Annotated in this window: 16 protein-coding genes; 11 read left to right on the forward strand and 5 right to left on the reverse strand. The window is 69.0% G+C overall.

The genetic code is table 11. From position 1 onward, the window contains the following. Window positions 1-51: 51 nt before the first annotated feature. Complete coding sequence (locus ACFY6S_RS21990) at window positions 52-849, forward strand: hypothetical protein (protein WP_388824098.1); 798 nt, start codon at window positions 52-54, stop codon at window positions 847-849. Window positions 850-892: 43 nt separating this feature from the next. On the opposite strand, the gene ACFY6S_RS21995 is transcribed toward ACFY6S_RS21990, so the two are convergent. Next, on the reverse strand, window positions 893-1,675 hold the full coding sequence (locus ACFY6S_RS21995) for a glycosyltransferase family 2 protein (RefSeq protein ID WP_388824100.1): 783 nt from the start codon (window positions 1,673-1,675) through the stop codon (window positions 893-895). Then, window positions 1,672-2,460: a GntR family transcriptional regulator gene (locus ACFY6S_RS22000; RefSeq protein WP_388824102.1), complete on the reverse strand. Its 789-nt coding sequence runs from the start codon at window positions 2,458-2,460 to the stop codon at window positions 1,672-1,674. Before ACFY6S_RS22000 ends, ACFY6S_RS21995 begins: the two co-directional genes overlap by 4 nt. A 1,083-nt stretch (window positions 2,461-3,543) precedes the next feature. Between ACFY6S_RS22000 and ACFY6S_RS22005 the strand changes: the two genes are divergently transcribed. Beyond that, window positions 3,544-5,685: a hypothetical protein gene (locus tag ACFY6S_RS22005; protein WP_388824104.1), complete on the forward strand. Its 2,142-nt coding sequence runs from the start codon at window positions 3,544-3,546 to the stop codon at window positions 5,683-5,685. Between the two features lie 658 nt (window positions 5,686-6,343). Here ACFY6S_RS22005 and ACFY6S_RS22010 read toward each other — a convergent pair. Further along, window positions 6,344-7,966 (reverse strand): S1C family serine protease, encoded by a 1,623-nt coding sequence (locus ACFY6S_RS22010; protein ID WP_388824106.1) that lies wholly within the window; start codon window positions 7,964-7,966, stop codon window positions 6,344-6,346. Between the two features lie 301 nt (window positions 7,967-8,267). Between ACFY6S_RS22010 and ACFY6S_RS22015 the strand changes: the two genes are divergently transcribed. From ACFY6S_RS22015 to ACFY6S_RS22025, 3 genes are all read left to right on the forward strand, one after another. Beyond that, window positions 8,268-9,095 carry a glycerophosphodiester phosphodiesterase gene (locus tag ACFY6S_RS22015; RefSeq protein ID WP_388824108.1) on the forward strand — a complete coding sequence of 276 codons (828 nt, stop codon included), beginning with the start codon at window positions 8,268-8,270 and terminating at the stop codon, window positions 9,093-9,095. A 319-nt stretch (window positions 9,096-9,414) separates the two neighbouring features. Beyond that, a complete protein-coding gene (locus ACFY6S_RS22020) occupies window positions 9,415-10,095 on the forward strand; it encodes an ATP-binding protein (RefSeq protein ID WP_388824110.1) in 681 nt (226 codons plus the stop codon). 271 nt (window positions 10,096-10,366) lie between these two features. Continuing rightward, the gene (locus ACFY6S_RS22025; protein ID WP_388824112.1) at window positions 10,367-11,332 is read left to right on the forward strand and encodes a DUF5926 family protein; all 966 of its coding nucleotides are present in this window, start codon (window positions 10,367-10,369) and stop codon (window positions 11,330-11,332) included. Window positions 11,333-11,832: 500 nt separating this feature from the next. Here ACFY6S_RS22025 and ACFY6S_RS22030 read toward each other — a convergent pair whose 3' ends face one another. Beyond that, a complete protein-coding gene (locus tag ACFY6S_RS22030; RefSeq protein ID WP_388824841.1) occupies window positions 11,833-12,519 on the reverse strand; it encodes a bifunctional DNA primase/polymerase in 687 nt (228 codons plus the stop codon). A gap of 1,302 nt (window positions 12,520-13,821) precedes the next feature. Between ACFY6S_RS22030 and ACFY6S_RS22035 the strand changes: the two genes are divergently transcribed. Next, window positions 13,822-15,180 (forward strand): PP2C family protein-serine/threonine phosphatase, encoded by a 1,359-nt coding sequence (locus tag ACFY6S_RS22035; protein ID WP_388824844.1) that lies wholly within the window; start codon window positions 13,822-13,824, stop codon window positions 15,178-15,180. Window positions 15,181-15,454: 274 nt separating this feature from the next. Next, window positions 15,455-16,954: an aminopeptidase P family protein gene (locus tag ACFY6S_RS22040; RefSeq protein ID WP_388824114.1), complete on the forward strand. Its 1,500-nt coding sequence runs from the start codon at window positions 15,455-15,457 to the stop codon at window positions 16,952-16,954. Window positions 16,955-17,132: 178 nt separating this feature from the next. Here ACFY6S_RS22040 and ACFY6S_RS22045 read toward each other — a convergent pair whose 3' ends face one another. Continuing rightward, entirely contained in the window at window positions 17,133-17,696 is a 564-nt protein-coding gene (locus tag ACFY6S_RS22045; protein WP_388824116.1) for an ATP-binding protein, read from the reverse strand. A 342-nt stretch (window positions 17,697-18,038) separates the two neighbouring features. Between ACFY6S_RS22045 and ACFY6S_RS22050 the strand changes: the two genes are divergently transcribed. The 4 genes from ACFY6S_RS22050 (at window position 18,039) to ACFY6S_RS22065 (ending at window position 21,238) form a co-directional block, all read left to right on the forward strand. Next, window positions 18,039-18,884 carry a hypothetical protein gene (locus ACFY6S_RS22050; RefSeq protein WP_388824118.1) on the forward strand — a complete coding sequence of 282 codons (846 nt, stop codon included), beginning with the start codon at window positions 18,039-18,041 and terminating at the stop codon, window positions 18,882-18,884. A gap of 185 nt (window positions 18,885-19,069) precedes the next feature. Then, window positions 19,070-19,891, forward strand: a complete 822-nt coding sequence (locus ACFY6S_RS22055) for a YcnI family protein (RefSeq protein ID WP_388824119.1) — start codon at window positions 19,070-19,072, stop codon at window positions 19,889-19,891. A gap of 208 nt (window positions 19,892-20,099) precedes the next feature. Next, entirely contained in the window at window positions 20,100-20,759 is a 660-nt protein-coding gene (locus ACFY6S_RS22060) for an SCO family protein (RefSeq protein WP_388824121.1), read from the forward strand. Continuing rightward, window positions 20,759-21,238: a copper chaperone PCu(A)C gene (locus ACFY6S_RS22065; RefSeq protein ID WP_388824847.1), complete on the forward strand. Its 480-nt coding sequence runs from the start codon at window positions 20,759-20,761 to the stop codon at window positions 21,236-21,238. Before ACFY6S_RS22060 ends, ACFY6S_RS22065 begins: the two co-directional genes overlap by 1 nt. The last annotated feature ends 3 nt before the right edge of the window (window positions 21,239-21,241 follow it).

Below are 21,241 nucleotides of genomic sequence, written 5' to 3' on the forward strand. Positions count from 1 at the left end.
CAATGCCCCAGTGCCGCCGGGATGTCGGACCCGAGTGTCACACTGCGGCGTATGTCTCTCGCTGATCTCCGTCTCGACCAGTGGCGACTCTTCGAGCTGTCCGCCGCGCGCCGCGTCGCCCGGGAAGCGGCCTCCCAAGTGGATGGCCGCGTGACCGCCGTAGAGACCGTCGAGCACCTCGGTAGGCCGCTGCACCGCGTGCGGATCGAGCGGAAGGGGCAGGAGTTCGCGCTGATACCCGGTGGCCCTGTGGCCCTCGGATTCGACCTCGCCGCCTGGCGTCCGACGCCCGAGCAGACCGCCGACTACGCGGAAAGCCTGGATCAGGGTTTCGGCTACGGCTCTGGCCTGCGGGCCCACCTCGCCGAGGTACTCAGCCCGCGCCGGAGTGTCGTGCTGGCCGCAGTGCTCATGGCCGTGGAGGACGAGAACCTGACCGAACCGCCCGCCGACATGCCGAACGTCCTCGCGGCACGTGGCCTACGGATGCCGAGCTCCGACGAGTGGGAGCACGCCTGTGACGCCGGCGCGAACACCTTGTTCCGGTGGGGCAATGACTGCCCCCTCGACCGCATCCCCTACGCGGACCACACCGGCCCGCATCAGCAGCTGAGTGCCTTCGGGCTGCGTATCGCGTACGACCCCTACCGCACGGAGCTGACAAGCGACATCACCGCGGTCCACGGTGGCGACGGCGGCGAGTCGGTGTGCGGGGGATACGGCCACATGCTGGCGTGGCTGCCCCTGGCCACCGCCAACCGCAACCCTCTCTTCGCCGAGTTCGTGTACGGCCCCGCCGGTGAAGACCTGTGGGAGGACCTCTCCGTCCGCCCCGTACTCACGCTCTGATCCTGCTCAGGGCGTTCAGGACGCTCCTGAGAACTCGGGCCACTCAGGGAACAAGGCCGGGGCCTGCCGGAAAGCTCCACCCCAGCCCCGACAGCGCCCGCGCCCGCGCCTCCACCACCGCCATCCGCGCGTCCCGCTCCGCCGGGTCGACGTGCGCGGCCTGGCCGGTCGCCTGACCCGGCCACTTGCGGTACAGGAGCCCCACTTCGGGGGTGAACCAGCCGCGGCTGACCGCGTCCAGCGCGAGCAGCAGCCCGGTGTCCTCCGAGGCCGGCAGTGCCATCCACCCACCAAGAGCAAGGACCAGTTCCCGGCGCGCGAAGAGCGTCGCCGGGTGGACCTGTGCGCGGTGGTGATTGGCCGACCAGTACGCCAGCACGGCGCCGCGTTCGAGAGGCCCGGCGTCGGGGTCGCCCGGGAAGCCGGCCGTGGAGCCGTCCGGCAGCAGGTCCAGTACGCGCGACGTCGCCCAGCCGATCGTACGGTCGGCTTCGAGCGCGGCCAGGTCACGGGCGAGCGCGCCCGCCGGCAACTGGTCGTCGGCGTCCAGGACCTTCACGTACTCGCCGTCCGCGTGCGCGAGCGCGAGCGTACGGGCGGTCCCCGGGCCGCCGGGGCGACCCTGATGGAACGTGACGCGCGGGTCATCGGGCACGTGCGGCGCGACCTCGTCGCTCCGGCCGTCCTCCTGGATCAGCCAGTGCCACTCCCCACCCTCGGGCAACTCCTGCGCGCAGAGCGACTTGTACGCGTCCGGCAGGAAGTGGGCGGAGGGAGCGTGGACAGCAGTGATGACGACGATGCGCCGGCTGCTCACGGCGCTCACCACCTTTCCAGGGGAGTGACGAAGAGCATTTCTGTACGGTCACCGGGGAGCGTGACGTCGGACACCTCCACGACGCGGTCGTTGAGGTCGAACGAGGTTTTTCGGAGCAGGAGGATCGAGGTCCCGGGCGGTAGTTCCAGCTCCTCCGCTTCTTCCGGCGTCGGCGGCCGGGCGGTCACGCGTTCCTCGATACGGTCCAACTCGATCCCGATCGACAGCAGTTGGCTCTGCGTACCGCCGGGCCAGGGCTCATTGGCCGCGTCCAGGAGATCAGGGTTCGACTCGACCATCTCGCGGACCAGATACGAGGTGACCAGCGCGAACGGCGCGGTCTCGGCCGCGTACCGCGTCCGGTAGGTGCGCTCCACCAGGACGGCCCCCTCGGGGACTCCGAGCGCCTCGGCGATCCCCTCGTCCGCCTCGGTCTCGCGGTACGACGCGTGGAAGACGAGATCATTGACCCCGAGGCCGGTGTCATGCTCGGTGGAGCCGGTCTCCAGCCGCTTGGCCTCCGGCTCGCGCGCCCGGCCCTTCTCCCACTGGTGCCGGTCGTTGGTACGCAGCACCCGCGTACGGGCCCGGCGGACGAAGTTCCCGCGACCGTGCTGCTTCTCGACCAGCCCCTCGTCCTGGAGCAGCCGGAGCGCGTCCCGAATCGTCGGAACGCTGCGCCGGTACCGCTCCGCGAGCTTCGTCTCCGAGGGCAAGCGGTCGCCGGGCTTCAGCTCACCTGCGCGGATGGACTCCCGTAGCTCGTCCGCGATCCGCTCGTATGCCTTCGCCATGCGTACTCAACCGTCCTCTCGTGCGACAGCGCCAGCATACGACTCCTAAAGAAGAGTTGAGGAGATGACCTCTTTAGGAGTCACTTCGATCGGGTCCTCGGTGGCGCTCGACGGGTCACACGATGCCCGCCGCGCGCCGATTCGCCCTGCCCCAGCCAGCCCCAGGAGAGACCCCTCGTGCGTATGCGTATGTACGAGCCGGGCCCCTACGAGCCGGATCCCGAGAACTTCCCCGCTCTGTTCCTCGGCGAGTGCGGCGAGTCCACCGAGGAGCCCCGAATCCGAGAGGCGGCGGCCCGTAACGTGCTGGCTGAGCTGATCGTGCGAACGTCAGGGCGAATTACGACGGCGCACGAAGGTGATCCGGTCGCTGCCCCCGGTCACCTGCCCGGAGTCCAAGGTGACCACCGAACCCGCGTCGAAGCGGTCCCTCGGGCTGCACCCGACCATCGTCCGCGTCAACGAATGCCAGCCTGATTCGGACCGCCAAGTGCCGTGGGGAGTTCAAAGCACATCTACACGGAGCCGGTGAAGCGCGGGCGGCGACCGGGGTCGTGCCGCTGCCGGCCACTCAGCGGCCGGACAAGGACAGCATTCCGACAGCGATCAGCGCCGACGCCCCGGCCGGCTGGTGAATCAAGCTCCTGGGACAGGTCGAGCAAAGGCACCTCCTACGGGGCACCGCCCCGGACGGCCGCCTCTTCTGCACCGAGTACTGCTGGGAATGGGAAAAGGACGCATCAAAGCGCTCTCAAAGGAAGAGTCAGGCACCCTTCGCCGAAGTCCCCCACTCCCTCCGACACGCGGGCATCTGCCTTTGGCCCAAGGCCGGCGCAGACTCAGTAGAAGTAGCCCTGCCGCGCCGGCCAGAGCCCCGCCGTCCTGCACCACCTCTACGCCATGATCCTCAGAGGCCAGACCAGCTCGAACAGCCTGATCGACGCGGAATTGACCGAAGCCAGCACAGGACCAGCGGTTAAATACTATACAATTACGACATAATGGATATTATGTGATTACGAGTACAGAGGCCCAGACGAGCTGCTAGAAGTATGGCAGTAGTCCGACTATCAAGGGGCCAACATGCTTCTGGAAGACCTCTGTTCAACGCTTGGCCGCTCCACCGACTGGTACGGAATCCTCAGTAATGACTACGGCATCCGAGAGGAACGCAAAGAGAACGCCGATTACGAAATCCCGGAAGTCCGGGAAGTTTCGACATGCACCCCCCTGCCTCCCTCTCTCGTGCTTATTACGGCGCCAGCCGCAGTAGGAAAAAGTGCCGCCGCTTCCTACATCGGAAATACCCTTCATGCCCCGATTCTCGACCTTTCCAGATTGCAGGTCGGTGACGCGACCCTAGAAGGCGCTTTGGCAAAGTCGTTCGGAATTAGAAAGTACGCAGACTTTTCGGAAGCTATGCATGAAAGTAAAACCACACTAATCGTGGATGCGCTTGACGAGGCGGAAGTACGATCTGGCCAAGCAAACTTCCGAGCCTTTGTCCGAGGAATAGCCGATACTGCCGCTCAGATTTTTGGAGGCAAAGCAGCAATCGTAATTCTGTCACGCGCAGAGAGTGCTCGAACTCTTCAAGAACTCTTTGACGAGAGATGCCTTCAATATTCTCATTACGAGATTCGCCCGTTCGGAAAGGAGCAGGCCGAAAGTTATCTCGAGAAGAGGGTTTCTGGAGTTTTCCAGAGTGACAACAAAGAGCCATTGCATTTGCGGCACTCACAGCCCTACAAGGCGGCAAGAGATGGGCTGTTCGGCATCCTGGCTTCTGCAATTACGGAACGTTCCGTGAACATTTGGAGCGATCCGGACGTGCGAGACTTCCTTGGTTATGCTCCAGTACTCGATGTCGCGGCAGAATATTTGGCAGTCGAAAATTTCGCTACGCTTGAACGCTCGTTTAATCACTCCGGTGCTAATTTCGCTCATTGGGACATGATTGCTGACGTAATTGATCAACTCCTACTGCGGGAGCAGGAAAAGTTTGTCAATCAATACAAAGAAACCGACTCCTTCAAGCGCAACGAAAACGAAGCGCTGTTGCCCGTCCTCTACGCGCCTGAGGAACAGTGTGCACGCCTGCTCGATTACGTTGAAAATATGAGACTGGATCTCGACATTCCTGCATCACTCCCTTCCGAGTTGCGGGAATCGTACGATGCTGCCGTGGACACTCAGCTCTCAAATCATCCGTTCTTGCGAAAAGATGGATGGTTTAATGTAATCTTCAGGGATTATGTTACTGCGCGCGCTCAATCCAGTGCTCTGGTCTCGGAAAAATCCGCCCAGGCAATACGGAATGGAATCCTTAGCAGTTCGTGGAAGCATTCCCCTATGTATGCTTTCTTTTCACACAGCTTGGGACGGGCAAGCGAAGGGGACTCGTCCTCTTGCCATTCGGAAGACGTGGGCTCTTTGTATGAGTCGTTGAAATCCACATGTAAGGCCGACGACCGACTTTTCGTGGCGGTTGGAAAGACTGGCAACCGGCTCGTTGCTACCTTTTCCATTCACCGCCACGAAACGCGCGAGCCCGTAGTTTTTCTAGCCTTCGCTACACACGAAGGAACGACTAGTATTTCATTCCCTCGCGAATTGAGTCACGCCAATATCTGGAATGTCCCAGAGGTGACCCTCGGAAGCGATCACCCGTCGTTCAAGTTCGGCTCAAATGTCTACATTTCATGCGGCGATCTATTGCTTTCGTCCAACGAAATTCAAACTTACGTCGCAGCTGGCGAGAATCCGGTTCTGCTGTCTTCTGGATCACTTATCAGCGACGGAATAAAAATTCAGGCCGACCCAAACGACCTGTTTGTCATCTGCGAGGATGATTTGACCTTTCCGTGGTCACGCTATCAGCGCCGTCTAGACGTTGGAGGACTTGCTGCTGACGCTCGAGAGAGCCGTTATTTGTATCTCGAATTTCGTCGAATTGTGCTGCGCTTCAAGGATGCAAAGCGCCGCGAGGCAGCTGTTTACAAGCCCATGATGGATAACCTGGTAGTCGGCACCAATAAGAGAGCTCAAGTCGTTATGGATTACCTCTTGAGTATGGGTTATGTGAAAATTTCAAACAGTATGTACTTGCTGGATCTCGCGATCTTTGCGCAACTAGGAATATCGCGCTCTCAACTGCGAGACCTTGAAGCTACGGACGCCACTAAGCAAGTCTCGAAGGAGATACTTCGATTTTCAAAGAATTGAATGACCAACGTCTGCGGAGTCAGTTTGGTCGCATGCTCAGAGGGCCGTACGCTGGTCGGCAACTCGGAGAGGCTAGATATGGCCCGGAATGTGAACGAGCGGCACCTGGTCTTGTTCAACCCGAGTGAAGCCGACCACCCCAGCCACAGCAGGTTTCCCACGCCAAGGTGCTCGCTCCAGCCGCGCAGCCGCGCAGCCGGGCCAGAGCGAGCCAGCTTTTGGGTCCGTGGGTGGTCCGTGCGGGCTGATCTGGCGGGATACGGCAGCCGCACGCGGTGAGACAGCACGTACAGAGGCGGGGCCCCGGATGCATCCGGGGCCCCGCCTCATCTGCGCTTATGTGGAGCTGGTCAAGCTCCGACGCACCGTCGATCGAGGGTCGTCCGGGGCCGCTTCGGGTCTCAACGCCGTTCCATCAGGCCGCTCGGGCAACCCACCCTCGCGTCGTCCGGCGGTTCGCCGGAGTTGTGGTGACGCGGGGACAGCCTGAGGGCTGTCCCGTCATGCCTGGTGGATCAGCGCGCGGCGTCAGATGCGGTGCATCGCACGGCGGAGGAGCATCCGCATACCGGATGTACGCGGACGCTCCGACAACGCGGCGAGGTGGCGTAGCTGTCGTCGCGCGCCCGCCGGGCATTTCGGGACAGCCCTTAGCCGGTCAGCTGTCGCCTTCGCGCTTGCCCAGGGTGACTTGGGTCGTGGACTCCTTGCCGTCGCGCTTGTAGGTGAGGGTGACCGTGTCGCCGGGCTGGTGGGTCCAGATCTGGCCGATCAGGGTGGGGCCGCTGTCGATGGGGGTGTCGTTGAACTTGGTGATGACGTCGCCCGCCTTCAGGCCCGCCTTGGCCGCCGGGCCGTTCGGGGAGACCGCTGCGGCGCCGCCCTCGCCCTGGGGAGAGATGACCGCGCCCTCGCCCTCCTCGCTCATGGTGACCGTCGCGCCGATCAGGGGGTAGACGGGCTTGCCGGTCTTGATGAGCTGCTCGGCGACGTTCTTCGCCTGGTTGATCGGGATGGCGAAGCCGAGGCCGATCGAGCCGGCCTGCGACTGGCCGATGCCGCCGCTGCCCGCCGACTGGATGGCCGAGTTGATGCCGATGACCGCGCCCCGGGAGTCGAGGAGCGGGCCGCCGGAGTTGCCCGGGTTGATCGAGGCGTCGGTCTGGAGCGCGCTCATGTACGAGTTGCTGGAGCCGGAACCGTCCCCCGAGGCGACCGGGCGGTTCTTGGCGCTGATGATGCCCGTGGTGACGGTGTTGGAGAGGCCGAAGGGGGCGCCGATCGCGATCGTCGAGTCGCCGACCGCGACCTTCTCCGAGTTGGCGAGCGGGAGCGGGGTCAGGCCGGCGGGCGCACTCTTGAGTTTCACCACCGCCACGTCGTAGCCCTCGGCCCGGCCGACGACCTCGGCGTTGTACTTCTTGCCGTCGGAGAACGTCGCGGTGAGGTCACCCCCGTTGGCCGCGGAGGCCACCACGTGGTTGTTGGTGAGGATGTGGCCTTCCTTGTCATAGATGAAGCCGGTACCCGTACCGCCCTCACCGTTGCCGCCCTTCGCCTCGATGGTGACGACGCTCGGCAGGGACTTGGCCGCGACGCCGGCGACCGTGCCCGAGTCGCGCTTGATGTCCTTCGGGGCGTCCGCGGCCGAGACCGTCGTCGAACCGACCGAGCCGTCGCTGCTCTTCGCGCCCCAGTAACCGATCCCGCCGCCGATGCCGCCCGCGACCAGCGCGGCCACGACCACCGCGGTGACCAGGCCGTTGGTGCGCTTGCGCGGGGGTACGGGCTCGTGTCCCGGCACCGGCGCGCCCCAGACGGGGCCGCCACCGCCGCCACCGCTGCCGTCGCCTCCGTACGGCCCGCCGCCTCCCTGCGCCCCGTCGCCGCCGTGGCTCCCGTACGCGGGGAGTACGGGCGGGGGCGGCGGCCAGGCGGCGGAGGCGGCGGTCGGCGCACCCACGGGCGCGCCGGCGTGAGCGGCATCCTGAGCCGGCCCCTGCGGGGGCGCGGGGGCGGGCCCTGGCGCGGGCGCGGGCCCCTGCGCGGGGGCGGGTGCGTACGCCGGCGCGGGGGCGGGGCCCGTACGCTCCGGCGCCGCCGGGTCGTACTGCTGCTGGTCGTACTGCTGCTGGTGCGGCTGGTCCTGCTGCCGCTGGTCGCGCTGCTCGGGCGCGGCCTCACTCGGAGCGGACGCGGGTGTGCCTCCGGGAGTGGCATCCGGCACGGGAGGTACGGACGGGGCGGCGGGGACCGCGTTGCCCTCGTTCTCGGTGCTCACAGCTCTTTCTCCTCGGTTCCACATCAGTCTTCGGCAAGAGTTCCGCTGTTCGGCTGTCGCCCTGTGCAGGTGTCGCTGTGCAAGTGTCGCGGGTGCACGTGTCCAGCAAGTCTCTGCGGTCAGCTTTTCCCACAGCGCGTCAGGCCACTGTAAGCAGGACCTGTGTGTCTGGCCTGCCAACCTTTATTTACGGACATAACGCGCACGGTCCGCGACGACGGGCTGATGAACGCCCGCCGTTCACCCGTCCATCTCTCAGTTGTCCCGCCCGCCTACCCCGTCACGATGACACCATGGCGCGGTGACTCAAGCACGGCAGCGCAGCATCCAGGTCATCGCCCACCGCGGAGCGTCGGAGGACGCGCCCGAGCACACTCTGGGCGCCTACATGAAAGCCATCGAGGACGGTGCCGACGCGCTGGAGTGCGATGTACGGCTCACCGCTGACGGACATCTGGTCTGCGTCCACGACCGGCGGGTGAACCGCACCTCCAATGGACGCGGCGCCGTCTCCGCCCTGGAGCTGGCCGATCTCGCGACCCTCGACTTCGGCTCCTGGAAGGACAGCGAGGAGAGCCCGGACTGGCGGGACCCCGAGTTCACCTCCGTACTGACGCTGGAGCGGCTGCTCGAACTGGTCGCGGACGCCGGGCGCCCCGTCCAGCTCGCCATCGAGACCAAGCACCCGACCCGCTGGGCCGGTCAGGTGGAGGAGCGGCTGGTGCAGCTGCTGCGGCGCTTCGGGCTGGACGCCCCACCGACGAACGCCCCCGACGGAACGTACGATCCCAACGAGTCGGCCGTACGGATCATGAGCTTCTCCGCGCGCTCGCTGCACCGGATCGCCTCCGCCGCGCCCCTGCTGCCGACCGTCTATCTGATGCAGTTCGTCTCGCCGAGGGCGCGCGACGGCCGGCTGCCCGCCGGCGCGCAGATCGCGGGGCCCGGAATCCGGGTCGTACGCAACCACCCCGGCTACATCGCCCGGCTGCACCGAGCTGGTCGCCGTGTCCATGTCTGGACGGTGAATGAACCGGAGGATGTCGATCTCTGCGTCCGCCTCGGCGTGGACGCCATCATCACCAACCGGCCCAAGCAGGTGCTCACCCAGCTCGGCCGCCCGGTCTGACCGGCCGCACGGCCTGATCTCTGCCTGACCTCGGCCTGAGCCCCGCCTGACCTTGGCCTGGCCTCGGCCTGACCCCCGCCTGACCTTGGCCTGAGCCCCGCCTGACCGCGGTCTGACCTCGCCTTCAGCTCGGCCCGGCGGCTGCCCGGCCCCGGCCGACGCCGTCCGCTTCGCTGTCACGGACGTGACGTGAGGTGTACCGGCGCGTTCGTCCGGCGTTCCGCCGCGACGAGTGCGTCAATGGCCTCCCTCCGGCCGGTTTCCGGCCCAGGCCGTTGGGGCATCCACACCGTGGCGTGGGGCGAAGGAGGTCTCGGGGGTGGCGTTTGTGGTGGCACAGGAAGTGCCCGCGTCGTCGAGCATGGCCGTTCCCCATGGCCCTGCGGGCGTGGGCAGAGCACGGCAGCGGATGCGGGAGCAGTTGCGCCGCAGCGGGGTCTCGGACTCGGTCGTCGACGATGCCGTACTGATCCTTTCCGAGCTGCTCAGCAACGCCTGTCGGCACGGCAGGCCGCTGGGACGCGCGGAAATCGGAGACGGCGATGTCCGTGCCGCGTGGCGCGTGGACAAGGCGGGCCGGCTGACCGTCGAGGTGACGGACGGCGGTGGTCCGACCCGGCCCGTTCCGGCCACGCCATCGGTCACGGCGAGAGGCGGGCGCGGGCTCAACATCATCACGTCCCTCGCGCAGGACTGGGGCGTCCGGGACAGCGCTTCCGGCGAGGTGACGGTCTGGGCGGTCATTACGGAAAGCCATCGGCGCGACGATTTCGCTACGCGCGTCACAGGGCCGGGCCTCGCGGGGCTGAACGGGATCGACGGCATCGATGACGGCGTCGACGGCTTGGAGGATCTGGACGGTATCGACGGCAGGAGCCGACGGCTCGACAGCATCGGAGCGCTCGATGGGCTGGACGGCCTCGGCGGCCTCGGCGGGCTCGGCGGCCTCGGCGGGCTCGACGGAGTGGGCTTCGCGGGAGCGTTCGACGATGCGGGATGAGACGCCGGTGATGCCGTGAGACGCGGGTGTTCCGTGAGACGCGGTGATGCCGGTGATGCCGGTGATGCCGGGCGAAACGCCCGGTGATCCCCGGTGATCCCCGGCGATCACCGGGTGGTCCTCGGTGAGACGGTCGGGGCATCGGCGGGTCGGTGGTGTCTCGGCGGATTCGTGCGGCGGCGGGCGGCACCGAGCGGTCGGCGGCGGGCCGTTCCCGCGAAGCATTAGGCTCGCGCCGACACCGCATCGCCGCTACCGGGAGAAGCCACACATGGCCAAGAAGCGCCCCCAGACGAAGGCCGTGAAGCCTCAGCTCACGGACGGACCGGTTCCGGTGGTCGGGGCCCGTGAACCCTGCCCGTGCGGTTCGGGCCGCCGCTACAAGGCGTGTCACGGGCGCGCCGCCGCGCACGCCGTGACCGAGCTGGTCCAGCGCCCCTTCGAGGGCCTGGCCGGCGAGTGCGACTGGGTCGCGCTGCGCGAGCTGGTGCCCGCCGCGACCGTCGAGCTGACCCTCAAGGACGGGCTGCCCGACGGCGTACCGTCCGTGACCCTCGCGACCGTCCTGCCGATGGCCTGGCCGGCGCTGCGCCGCGACGACGGCTCGGTACTGCTCGCGCTCCAGAACGACACCTCGTCCGGCGATCTGAGCCGGGATCTCGCCGATACGCTCCGGCGTGCGCTAGTCGCAGAACCGGGCAGCCCGGTCGCGGCGCACCGGGTGGAGGCCGACGGTCCGCGGCTTCAGGACCTGCTCGACCCGCAGGCCGCGTTCACCCCGGTCGTCCATCCCGGATTCGAGTTCTGGGTGCCGGACGCGGAGAACGCCTCGGCCGAGGTGGCCGCCTCCCTGGAGCGCGCCAACGCCGCCGCGATCCCGACCGCCCTGCTCTCCGGCACGGACGCCGCTTACTGGTGCGAGACGCCGGAGAAGAACCACCTGCGCTGGGTCATGCCGTACCCGGAGGAGAAGCTGCTCGACGCGCTCGCGCGGCTGCACGCGGCGGGTACGTCGAGCCTCGGCGAGGGGACCCGGCTGGTCGGCTCCTTCCGGGCGCACGGACTCACCGTGCCGGTGTGGGACCTGCCCAGCGGCATGGGCGCCGAGGAGTGCGAGAAGCCGGCGGCGGAGTTCGCCGAGCGGCTGGCGGCGGCGCTCGCGACCGACGCTCCGCTGACCGGTGACGAGCGCAGGGCGCGCGGCGGGCTCACCAACCGGCAGGTGACGCTCAGCTGAGGCCGGGTGTCAGGGGCAGGGAGTCGTTGAGCCGGCCGGGCTCTCCAGGCTCCCGGGCCCTGCACCCAAGAGCCACGCGCCCCGAGCCACGAGCGCTGGCGGACCTTGAGTCGGGAGCCCTCAGCGGTTCGGCGGTAGTTCGGTGACACCTGTCACAGCTTGCCTTACTGGCAAGTAATTCGTTGTCCGAATACACCGGATCGAATTTGCTAACCGCCGATCTCTTGTTACGGTTCTAGAAGCCCGGTCGCTGGTGCATCCCCCGTCGCCAGCGACCGGGCGTTCGCGTTCCCGGGCACGCCCCGCCCGCCCCGCCGAATCCGAGGCCGCGGCCAACAGGGCTCCGGGGGCCGGGAGTTGCGCACCGCGCGTCCCTCGCCTCCCCCGACACCCCCCGCCCACGCACGCTCCTGGCGCACTTCCGCCGCGCACTCCGGCGTACGCGGGCAATCAGCACGTGAGCCCGCTGCCGCCGTCAGTACGTGAGCCCGCTGTCGCCGTCAGTACGTGAGCCTGCTGCCGCCGTCCGGCGCCCCGGTGCTCGCCTCGACCAACGCGTCGACGACCGCCTCCACGTCCGGCAGCCAGGGTGCGGCAGAGCCCTTCAGCGGAGCCCGCTCCCAGCGCACCTGGCCGCCCGCGGCCTCGGACGGGGGCAGTACGAGGTAGCCGCCCTCCCCGTGGAACCGGAGCGAACTCGGCACCCAGTCCTTGCTGTACAACAGCTCGCCGAGCTGTTCGAGGGTGTACGGAGCGACCAGCAGCGACCAGCGTGTGGGCGTCGCCACGACCGGTCCGAGCCGCATCCCCATCCGGTCGAGTTCCACCAGGGCGCGGGCGCCCGCGACGGCCGGCAGGCTCACCGCGCAGGGGGCGCTGCCGCCGGTGGCCAGGACGATGGGGGCGGTGGGGCGGTTGTTCCACCACCAGCGCACCATGCGCGCGTCGGTGGTCGCCGCGAGCAGCCCCGGATCGAAGGGGTGTGCGCCGGGTACGACGCATTCGGGGTCCGGGCAGGAGCAGCCCTGGCCGCGTGTTCCGCGTCCGCCGGCCGTCTTGAGCCCGGCGCCCGGGAGTACGGGCCAGTCCCACGCGGTGGCGCAGGTGAGCGCCGCCTCCAGCTGGCCAGGCCGCCGCCCGTTGCGTCGGAACCAGAGCCTGCGTCGCCTTCCGAGGATCTCGCGCATGAGCGCTCGTTCCTTTCCGTTGAACGCCGAGGTCCACATGACACTGACACCATGTGTGTGCATCACTTCACTGTGCGTACATCGCGTGCAGACATGCCCTGACGTGCGTTGACGTGCGTTGACGTGCAAAACGGTGCGTACATCGGTGCGTAGTTCGGTACGTGCGTCGGTGCGTGATCCAGGCTTGCGCCAGCGCGCGGTCCGGACGTTCCGCCGCCCCCGCGCGTGGCACCGGGACAGGTCCGGACCCTTCAGCTCAACGGCGCTTCCGCACCGTCCCTGAATCGATCACGGCCTGTCTTCATTGAACGTGTGGCGAGGGGTGGCGTGCGCATGGCGCTTACTGTCCCGCTGCTGTCCCGCTGTACTTTTCTCGCCACTCCGGGGAACGGGCGTTGCCTACGGCGGTTAAGACGCCCGGCCCCGCCGCCAGGTTCCGGGGCGGTCGCAACTGCCCCTGTCCGTCACCGTTTACGTACCCATCACGTTCGGAATGACGCTCCGCCCGGGCCTTACAGCAACCCGGTCCTGGAGGATCCCCCAGTCAAGCGCCCTCAGTCGATCGCAAAACCCAGTCAGGCGGGTCATTTTTCGGCCAAGCTGAGAGCCGCACGGACGCCCGGTGGATATCCGACGGATAGCCGCCATCACATCGGGACAATGCTGGACATTGCATCCGGTGTGCGTGTACATGTGGATGCACCGACAGCCGCGCAAAATGAGCGTAATGACATGGGGGTTCGCCATGCTATTGAGCGAAACGCACCGGTCGCAGAGCCGACTGCCATGAGCGCCCGGCACATGCCGAAAGTGGCTGGAATCGATGCCCTGGTACCTGCTCCCGCCCACACTGATCCGCCGCTCGGCGACGTGTCCCCCGCGCCCGGCGCGCTCATCCAGGACCGGTTGGCCGGCTGGGTCTCCGATCTCACCACCCTCCATGAACTCACCGAGCGGCTGGCCGGAATCCGTTCCCTGGACGCGGTGCTCCATGAGCTTCTGCGGGCCGGAGCGGCCCTGGTGGGGGCGGGCCGGGGGCTGGTCGTACTCGAACCGGCCGACGGGCTGGGCCCTGCCACCACGCTCGGACTGGGCCTCTCGCACGCCGAGCTGGGCCAGCTGGAGACCGTGCCGCGCCATGCCGTCTCGTACGGCCGGCTGTTCGCCGGGTCCGGCGGGAGCACCGACATGAGCACCGGCGGGAACACCGCCAGCCACATCGGCGCGAGCACCGGAACCGCCGGGCCCCGCACGCGGTCCGCGAGCGCCGGGTACGGGGCGGCCGTCGGGCGGCCGGAACCGGTGTGCGTCCCCGACCTGCTCGCCCTGCCCGACCTGGACCCGCTCGAACGCGAGGTCGCGGCCCGGCTCGGTTACAGCGCCAGTTACGCCGTACCACTGACCGGCACGGCTGAGGCCGCGCGCGGGACGCAGGTGGTGGTGGGAGCACAGGGGGCGCGGGGAGAGCCGCGGAGGGCGGCAGGTACGGGGAGGGGCGAACGCACCGAAGAAACCGCCGCCCGCACGGACACGGACGCCCGTACGGGCACCGTCGCCCGCACGGACAGGGACGCCGGTACGGGGCCGGTCGTCGGTACGGACACGGACGCCGGTACGGGGCCGGTCGTCGGTACGGACACGGACGCCGGTACGAGGCCGGTCGTCGGTACGGACACGGGCGCCCGCACGGACACAGGCGTCCACACGGACACGGACGCCGGTACGGGACCGAACACCGGCTCAGGACCGGAGACCGGCGGCGCGGCCACCACCTCCCTCCCCGGACAACTCGGCGTCGTCGTCTGGCTGTACGACGAGCCCGCCGCGCCGACCGATCGGCAGCGTCACCTCGTCCGCCTCTACGCCCGGTACGCGGGCGAACAGCTCGCCGGCGTCGTGGAGTTGCAACGGGCCCGTGCGCGGGCGACCAGCCTCACCGAGGAGCTGCTGCCCGGCCTGCTGCCCCGGATGCCCGGCGTGCGGCTCGCCGCGCGCCACCGCACGGGCCCGCTCGGCGGCGGCGACTGGTACGACGCGCTGCCCCTGCCCGAGGGCGCTCTGAGCCTGGCGGTCGGCTCGGTGAGCGGTTCCGGGCCCGGCGCGGTGGCCGCCTCGGGGCGGCTGCGCGCCTGTCTGCGGGCGTACGCCGTGATGGAGGGCGAGGACCCCGTCGCCGTACTCTCCGACCTGGAACTGCTGCTGCGGCTGACCGAACCGGCCCGTACCGCCACCGTGCTTTTCGCGTACGCGGAGCCCGACCGGCGCCGGGTCGTGCTGGCCGGGGCGGGACACGCGCCGCCGTTGATCGTCGGGGACCGGCGCACCGAGTTCGTCGAGACGTCCCTCTCCGCGCCGCTCACCGTGCTCAGCTGCTGGCAGGCGCCGAGCGTGGTGGTGTCGCCCGCGCCGGGCGAGACGGTGCTGCTCTACACGGAAGGGCTGCTGCGGCGTACCGGCGAGCCCATGGACCGCGCCTTCGCCCTGCTGCACGCGGCGGCGGCGAGCGTGCCGGCCGCCGCCAGGAGGGATCCGGGGGCGATCGTCGACCACGTACTGCGCCGGCTGTTGCCGGAGCCCGCGGTGGGGACCGGCAGAGGTGCGGGAGACGGCGGGGACGCAGGCGGGGACGACCTCGTGCTCCTGGCCGCCCGCTTCGACTGACCACCGACCGGCCACCCGGCCGACCGCCCGACCAATCGGCCGACCGACCGGCCACCCGGCCGACCACCCGAGGCCCCGCCCACCGGCGCTCCGGCGCTCCGGCGCTCCGATGCCCCGCTCACCGACCACCACTCACCACTCACCGCTCACCGACCACCCGCGCCCCGACCGGCTGACCGCCCCCGCCGGCTCCGGCGCTCCTCGGGTCACCTTCCCCTCGCGCATACGATGGGAAAGATGGCCCATTGTTGTAGTCATATGAGGAGAAGAAGCCGTGACTGAGGAGCTCACCCCGGTAACCCCGGATACGCCGGAGATCCCGGATGCGGAGTCGCCTGAGACAGAAGAAGCACCCATCAAGCCGAGGAAGAACGGTCTGTACCCGGGCGTGTCCGATGAGCTCGCAGAGAACATGAAGTCCGGCTGGGCCGACACCGAGCTGCACGGCCTGGAGCCGATCGCGCAGGCGTCCCACACCGCCGCCCGCCGCGCCGCGCTCTCCGCGCGCTTCCCGGGTGAGCGCCTGGTGATCCCGGCGGGCAACCTCAAGACGCGGTCCAACGACACCGAGTACGCCTTCCGCGCCTCCACCGAGTACGCGTACCTCACCGGCGACCAGACGCAGGACGGCGTCCTGGTCCTGGAGCCGAAGCCCAACCAGGACGGTCACGACGCGACCGTCTACCTGCTGCCGCGCTCCGACCGGGAGAACGGCGAGTTCTGGCTCGACGGCCAGGGCGAGCTGTGGGTCGGCCGCCGGCACTCGCTGACCGAGGCCGAACAGCTGCTGGGCATCCCCGCCAAGGACGTGCGCGAGCTGCCCGCCGAGCTGGCGGACGCCACGGGCCGGGTCCGTAACGTGCGCGGCCACGACGCCGGGATCGAAGGCGCGCTGGCCGACAAGGTCACCGCCGAGACCGACGAGGAACTGCGCGTCTACCTCTCCGAGGCACGCGCCGTGAAGGACGAGTTCGAGATCGGCGAGCTGCAGAAGGCCGTCGACTCGACGGTCCGGGGCTTCGAGGATGTCGTACGGATCCTCGACAAGGCGGAGGCGACCAGCGAGCGCTACATCGAAGGAACCTTCTTCCTGCGCGCCCGCGTCGAGGGCAATGACATCGGGTACGGCTCGATCTGCGCGGCTGGTCCGCACGCCACCACCCTGCACTGGGTACGCAACGACGGCGACGTACGCCGGGGCGACCTGCTGCTCCTCGACGCCGGCGTGGAGACGCACACGCTCTACACCGCCGACGTCACGCGCACGCTGCCGATCGACGGCCACTACACCGATCTCCAGCGGAAGATCTACGACGCGGTGTACGAGTCGCAGGAGGCCGGCATCGCGGCCGTGCGGCCCGGCGCGAAGTACCGCGACTTCCACGACGCCTCGCAGCGCGTGCTCGCCGAGAAGCTCGTCGAGTGGGGCCTGCTGGCGGGCCCGGTCGAGAAGGTGCTGGAGCTGGGTCTCCAGCGCCGCTGGACGCTGCACGGCACGGGCCACATGCTCGGCCTCGACGTGCACGACTGCGCGGCGGCCCGCCGGGAGGCGTACGCGGACGGGACGCTGGAGCCCGGGATGTGCCTGACGGTCGAACCGGGGCTGTACTTCCAGGCCGACGATCTGACCGTACCGGCGGAGTACCGGGGGATCGGCGTCCGGATCGAGGACGACATCCTCGTCACGGAGGACGGCAACAGGAACATGTCGGCCGGGCTGCCGCGCCGGTCGGACGAGGTCGAGGCGTGGATGGCCGGCCTGCGCAACGGCTGAGTCCGCGGCTGAGTCCGCGGATCTCCCGGGCCCGGACCTCCCGGTTCTCCCGTACCTCGGACTCTCCCGTATCTCGCTCGGGATCTCCCGTATCTCGGGCTCTCCCGGGCTCCCGGACCTGCCGGAATTTTTCGGACCGGCCGGCCCTCTCCCGGAGGACGCCCTGCTCAGTGCCGGCTCATACGGCCCTGAGCAGGGCGTCCTCCCGCCATTTCAGGGTCTTGTCGAAGCTGACCACGGCGCCGTGCCCCGGCCGGTTGCGCACATACACATGGTCGGTGAGCTGCTCGATCAGACACAGCCCCCGGCCGCTCTCGGCCATGAGGGCGGCGGGCGGCGGCGCGGGGGCGAGCGCGACGGGCGCGGACAGGGGCGCGGGCCCCACCGCAGGCATCACGGCGGGCGGGAGCGCGGGCGCGGGCGCGACGGCCGGCGCGGGGGCGTGCGCGGCGAGGGACGTGAGACGGCGGGCGGGGAAGCCCGGCCCCGAGTCGGACACCTCGATACGGCACAACTCGCCGTCCAGATAGGCCGTCACCCGATACGCGCCGGGCAGCTCGCCGGAGTCCTCGCCGCCGCCGTGCTCCACCGCGTTCGCACACGCCTCGCCGAGGGCGACCGACAGATCGAAGGAGACGTCCGGATCGACCCCCGCGGTCTCCATGGTGCCGAGCAGCAGGCGCCGGGCGAGCGGAACGCTCGCGGCTTCGCGCCGCAAGTGGAGAGACCACCAGATGCTCATGCTCCAGCCTCCTGGCTGCGGCTCGACATACCGATACGTATTGCCCTTCCCCTCCGGCCGTAAGCACATGATTGTCGTGATATCCCTCATTCGGCGGACGCGAATGGAACGCGGGCCGGTGTATAGGACGGCGAAGACACTCCCCGCCGGACACGCGGGGGTACGGCCGGACGGGCCTCGGCAGGTACGGGACGAGCCGCGTGAAGCGCGGCGTACGGGGGCAGACGCTGACCTTCCGGACCTGCCCCACGGAGCGTACGGCCGCAGTGCGATGATGACCCGGCCATGTCCATTCCCGTGCGCGTTCGTGCCACAGCGGCACCGCGGCTATTCAGGGCCGCGGTGTTCACCGCGCTCTGCGTCGTGCTGTCGGCGACGGGACATGTCGTGGCGGCCTGCGCCCCGGTGCCCTGGTGGACGCTGCTCATCGGCTTCCTCGCCGTGTTCGCGGTCGCCGCGACGCTCTCGGGACGCACCCGCTCCACCACCTCCATCGTCGTGGCCCTGGCGGGCGGTCAGTTCGGCCTGCACAGCCTCTTCGGTCTGGGGCAGCAGCACCTCACGGCGTCGGCGGCCAGGGACGACGTACTGATCAGGATGGCCGCGAAGCTGGTGTGCGGGGCGGGCCCCGGTTCACTCAGCCCGGTCGACGCGCAGCGGATCGTCGCCGACGCGGGGCTCAGCCCCGCGGACTCGGCGGGCGTGGCAGGCGCGGCGGCTTCGGCGGCGGGCGGCGTCCATCAGCACATGGTGACCGGCGGGGCCGGCTCGATCGCCGCCGATGTCACGAACGGGATCGCGGGCGGGGTCGCGGGCGGGGTCGCGGGCGGCGGCATGGGGGACGGCATGAGCGCCGGTCTGCTGCCGTCGCTGCCCATGCTTCTCGCGCATCTGCTGGCCGCCCTCGCCGCCGGCTGGCTGCTCAGGCACGGCGATCTCGCGCTGCTCCGGCTCGGCCGGCTCTCGGCACAGGGCATCGGGGACGTGACGGAGAACGCGGCGCTGCGGGCCCTGCGCGCGGCCTTCGCGCTCGTACGGGCGATGCTCGCCGGGCTGCCCGGCACCCGCGCGCCGCGCCCGCGCGCCCCGCGCACCTCCCACGCGCCTCCCCCGCTGTCCGGCGGGGAGACACTCCAGCACTCGGTGATCAGGCGCGGCCCTCCGGCCGTATGCGCTCTCGCAGCCTGACGCGACGCGCGCCGCACTCCGCTCACCACCCCGCAGTCCGCGAGGACGGTCGGGTGACGGGGGTGCCTGCCGTCGCCGTGCCGCCGCGCGTCCGCGTCGCGGTGCTCCTGACCGGTACGCCTGTTCACCTCACACCGTGGAGTGTCTCCGTGTTCTCAGCCTTCTCAAGGTTCTCGGCCCCCTCGATGTCCTCGTCCTCCCCGGCGACCCCGGCCTCCCCTGCGACCCCGGCTTCGGCTTCGGCCAGGAACGTCTCCCGCCTCTGCGTCGCCGGCGGTATCGCCGCGGGCGCGCTGCTGCTGCTGGCGGGCCCGGCCTCCGCGCACGTCAGCGTGCAGCCGCAGGGCGAGGCGGCCAAGGGCGGTTACGCCACGATCAACTTCAAGGTGCCCAACGAGCGGGACGACTCCGCCACCATCAAGCTCGAAGTCAACTTCCCCGCCGACCACCCGCTGGCGTCCGTCATGCCGCAGCCGGTGGCCGGCTGGGACATCAAGGTCACCAAGGACAAGCTGGCGAAGCCCCTGGAGATGCACGGCAACACCATCACCGAGGCCGTCTCCAAGGTCACGTGGACCGCGACCGGCGGCAAGACCGGGCCGGGCATCGAGGCCGGCCGGTTCCAGCAGTTCCCGCTCTCCGTCGGGCAGCTTCCCGAGGACGCCGACCAGTTGGTCTTCAAGGCCCTCCAGACGTACGACAACAAGGAGGTCGTCCGCTGGATCGAGGAGACCAAGGAAGGCGCGGCGGAGCCGGACAGCCCCGCACCCGTCCTGAAGCTCACGGCCGCCGCCGAGGGCGGACACGGCAGCTCGGCCGACAAGGCCACGGCCGGGGCCGGCACCGAGCAGGACGACGCGGACCGCGACAACGCCTCCACGTCCGACGCCGCGGCCTCCGCCGACAGCAGCGACACCACCGCCCGCGTTCTCGGCATCATCGGGATCGTCGTCGGCGTGGCCGGGGTCGCCTACGGAATCCTCGCCGGCCGCCGCCGCACCGCCTGACGCACCGCCTGACGTACGGCGGGACGCACCGCAGGACGCGCGCCGCAGGACGTACGGCCTGACGCCGTACGCCTCGCGCCCCCGTGTCCGCGCACGCGCCCGCACCACGCACCGTGACTGACCCTCGCGGCGCGCGGGGCCGGGTCCCTTCCGGCCTCGCGCGCCGCGACGGCCCGCACCACACCACTCAGCACCAGGACACATCCTCATGCGCAAGAAGACCGTGACCACCGTCGCCACGCTCGCCGTCGCGGCGGCCCTCACCCTGACCGCCTGCGGCAGCGGCGACGACACCGCCTCGAAGCCGATCGCCGATGTCTCCGCCTCGGCGAAGACCCGGGCCGCGACCGTGCTCGACCAGCCGTTCAAGAAGCCGGACCTCGTCCTCGACGACACCAAGGGCAAGCCGTACGACTTCCGCAAGGCCACCAAGGGCAAGCCGACGCTGGTCTACTTCGGCTACACGAACTGCCCGGACGTCTGTCCGCTGACGATGAGCAACATCGCCATCGCCATGAAGTCGCTCCCCGAGGCCGACCGGGAGAAGCTCCAGGTCGTCTTCGTCACCACCGACCCCGAGCGGGACACCTCCGCCGAACTCGCCAAGTGGCTGCCGAGCGCGGGCGATCCGTCCTTCATCGGTCTCACCGGCGACTTCTCCACCATCCAGGCGGGCGCCCGTCAGCTCGGCATCGGCATCGACGCGGCCACGAAGGAGAAGGACGGCACCGTCACCTCCATGCACGGCACCCAGGTCATCGCGTTCTCCCCGAAGACCGACGCCGGGTATGTCCTGTACGGCGAGGACGCCACCGCCGACGACTACGCCAAGGACCTGCCGAAGATCATCAAGGGGGAGAACCCGTGATCCGCCGCGCACCCCTGGCGCTCTGCGGCGGTCTCACCGCCGTGCTGGTCCTGGCCGCGACCGGCTGCTCCTCCACGTCATCCGCCTCCTCGTCCGACGCCTCCGGCGGCTCGCCCCGACTGAAGATCAGCGGCGGCTACATGCCCCAGCCCGTCAGCGACATGGCGGCCGGCTTCCTCACCGTCACCAACAGCGGCCGCTCCGCCGACCGCCTCACCTCCATCACCAGCGACATCTCCGACGACATCACGATCCACCGCACCGAGAACCAGCGGATGCGGGAAGTGGAGTCCTTCGACATCCCCGCCGAGGGCGAGCTGGATCTCGAACGCGGCGGCAACCACATCATGTTCACCCACCTCAAGAAGCGGCCCGTCCAAGGGCAGGAAGTCGGCATCGAACTGCACTTCGAGAAGGCCGACCCGATCAAGGTCGAACTTCCCGTGAAGGAGACCAACCACAACCCGGCCACACACTGACCG

The sequence above is a fragment of the Streptomyces sp. NPDC012835 genome (assembly GCF_042900885.1).
In the GTDB taxonomy this organism is placed as follows: Bacteria; Actinomycetota; Actinomycetes; order Streptomycetales; family Streptomycetaceae; genus Streptomyces.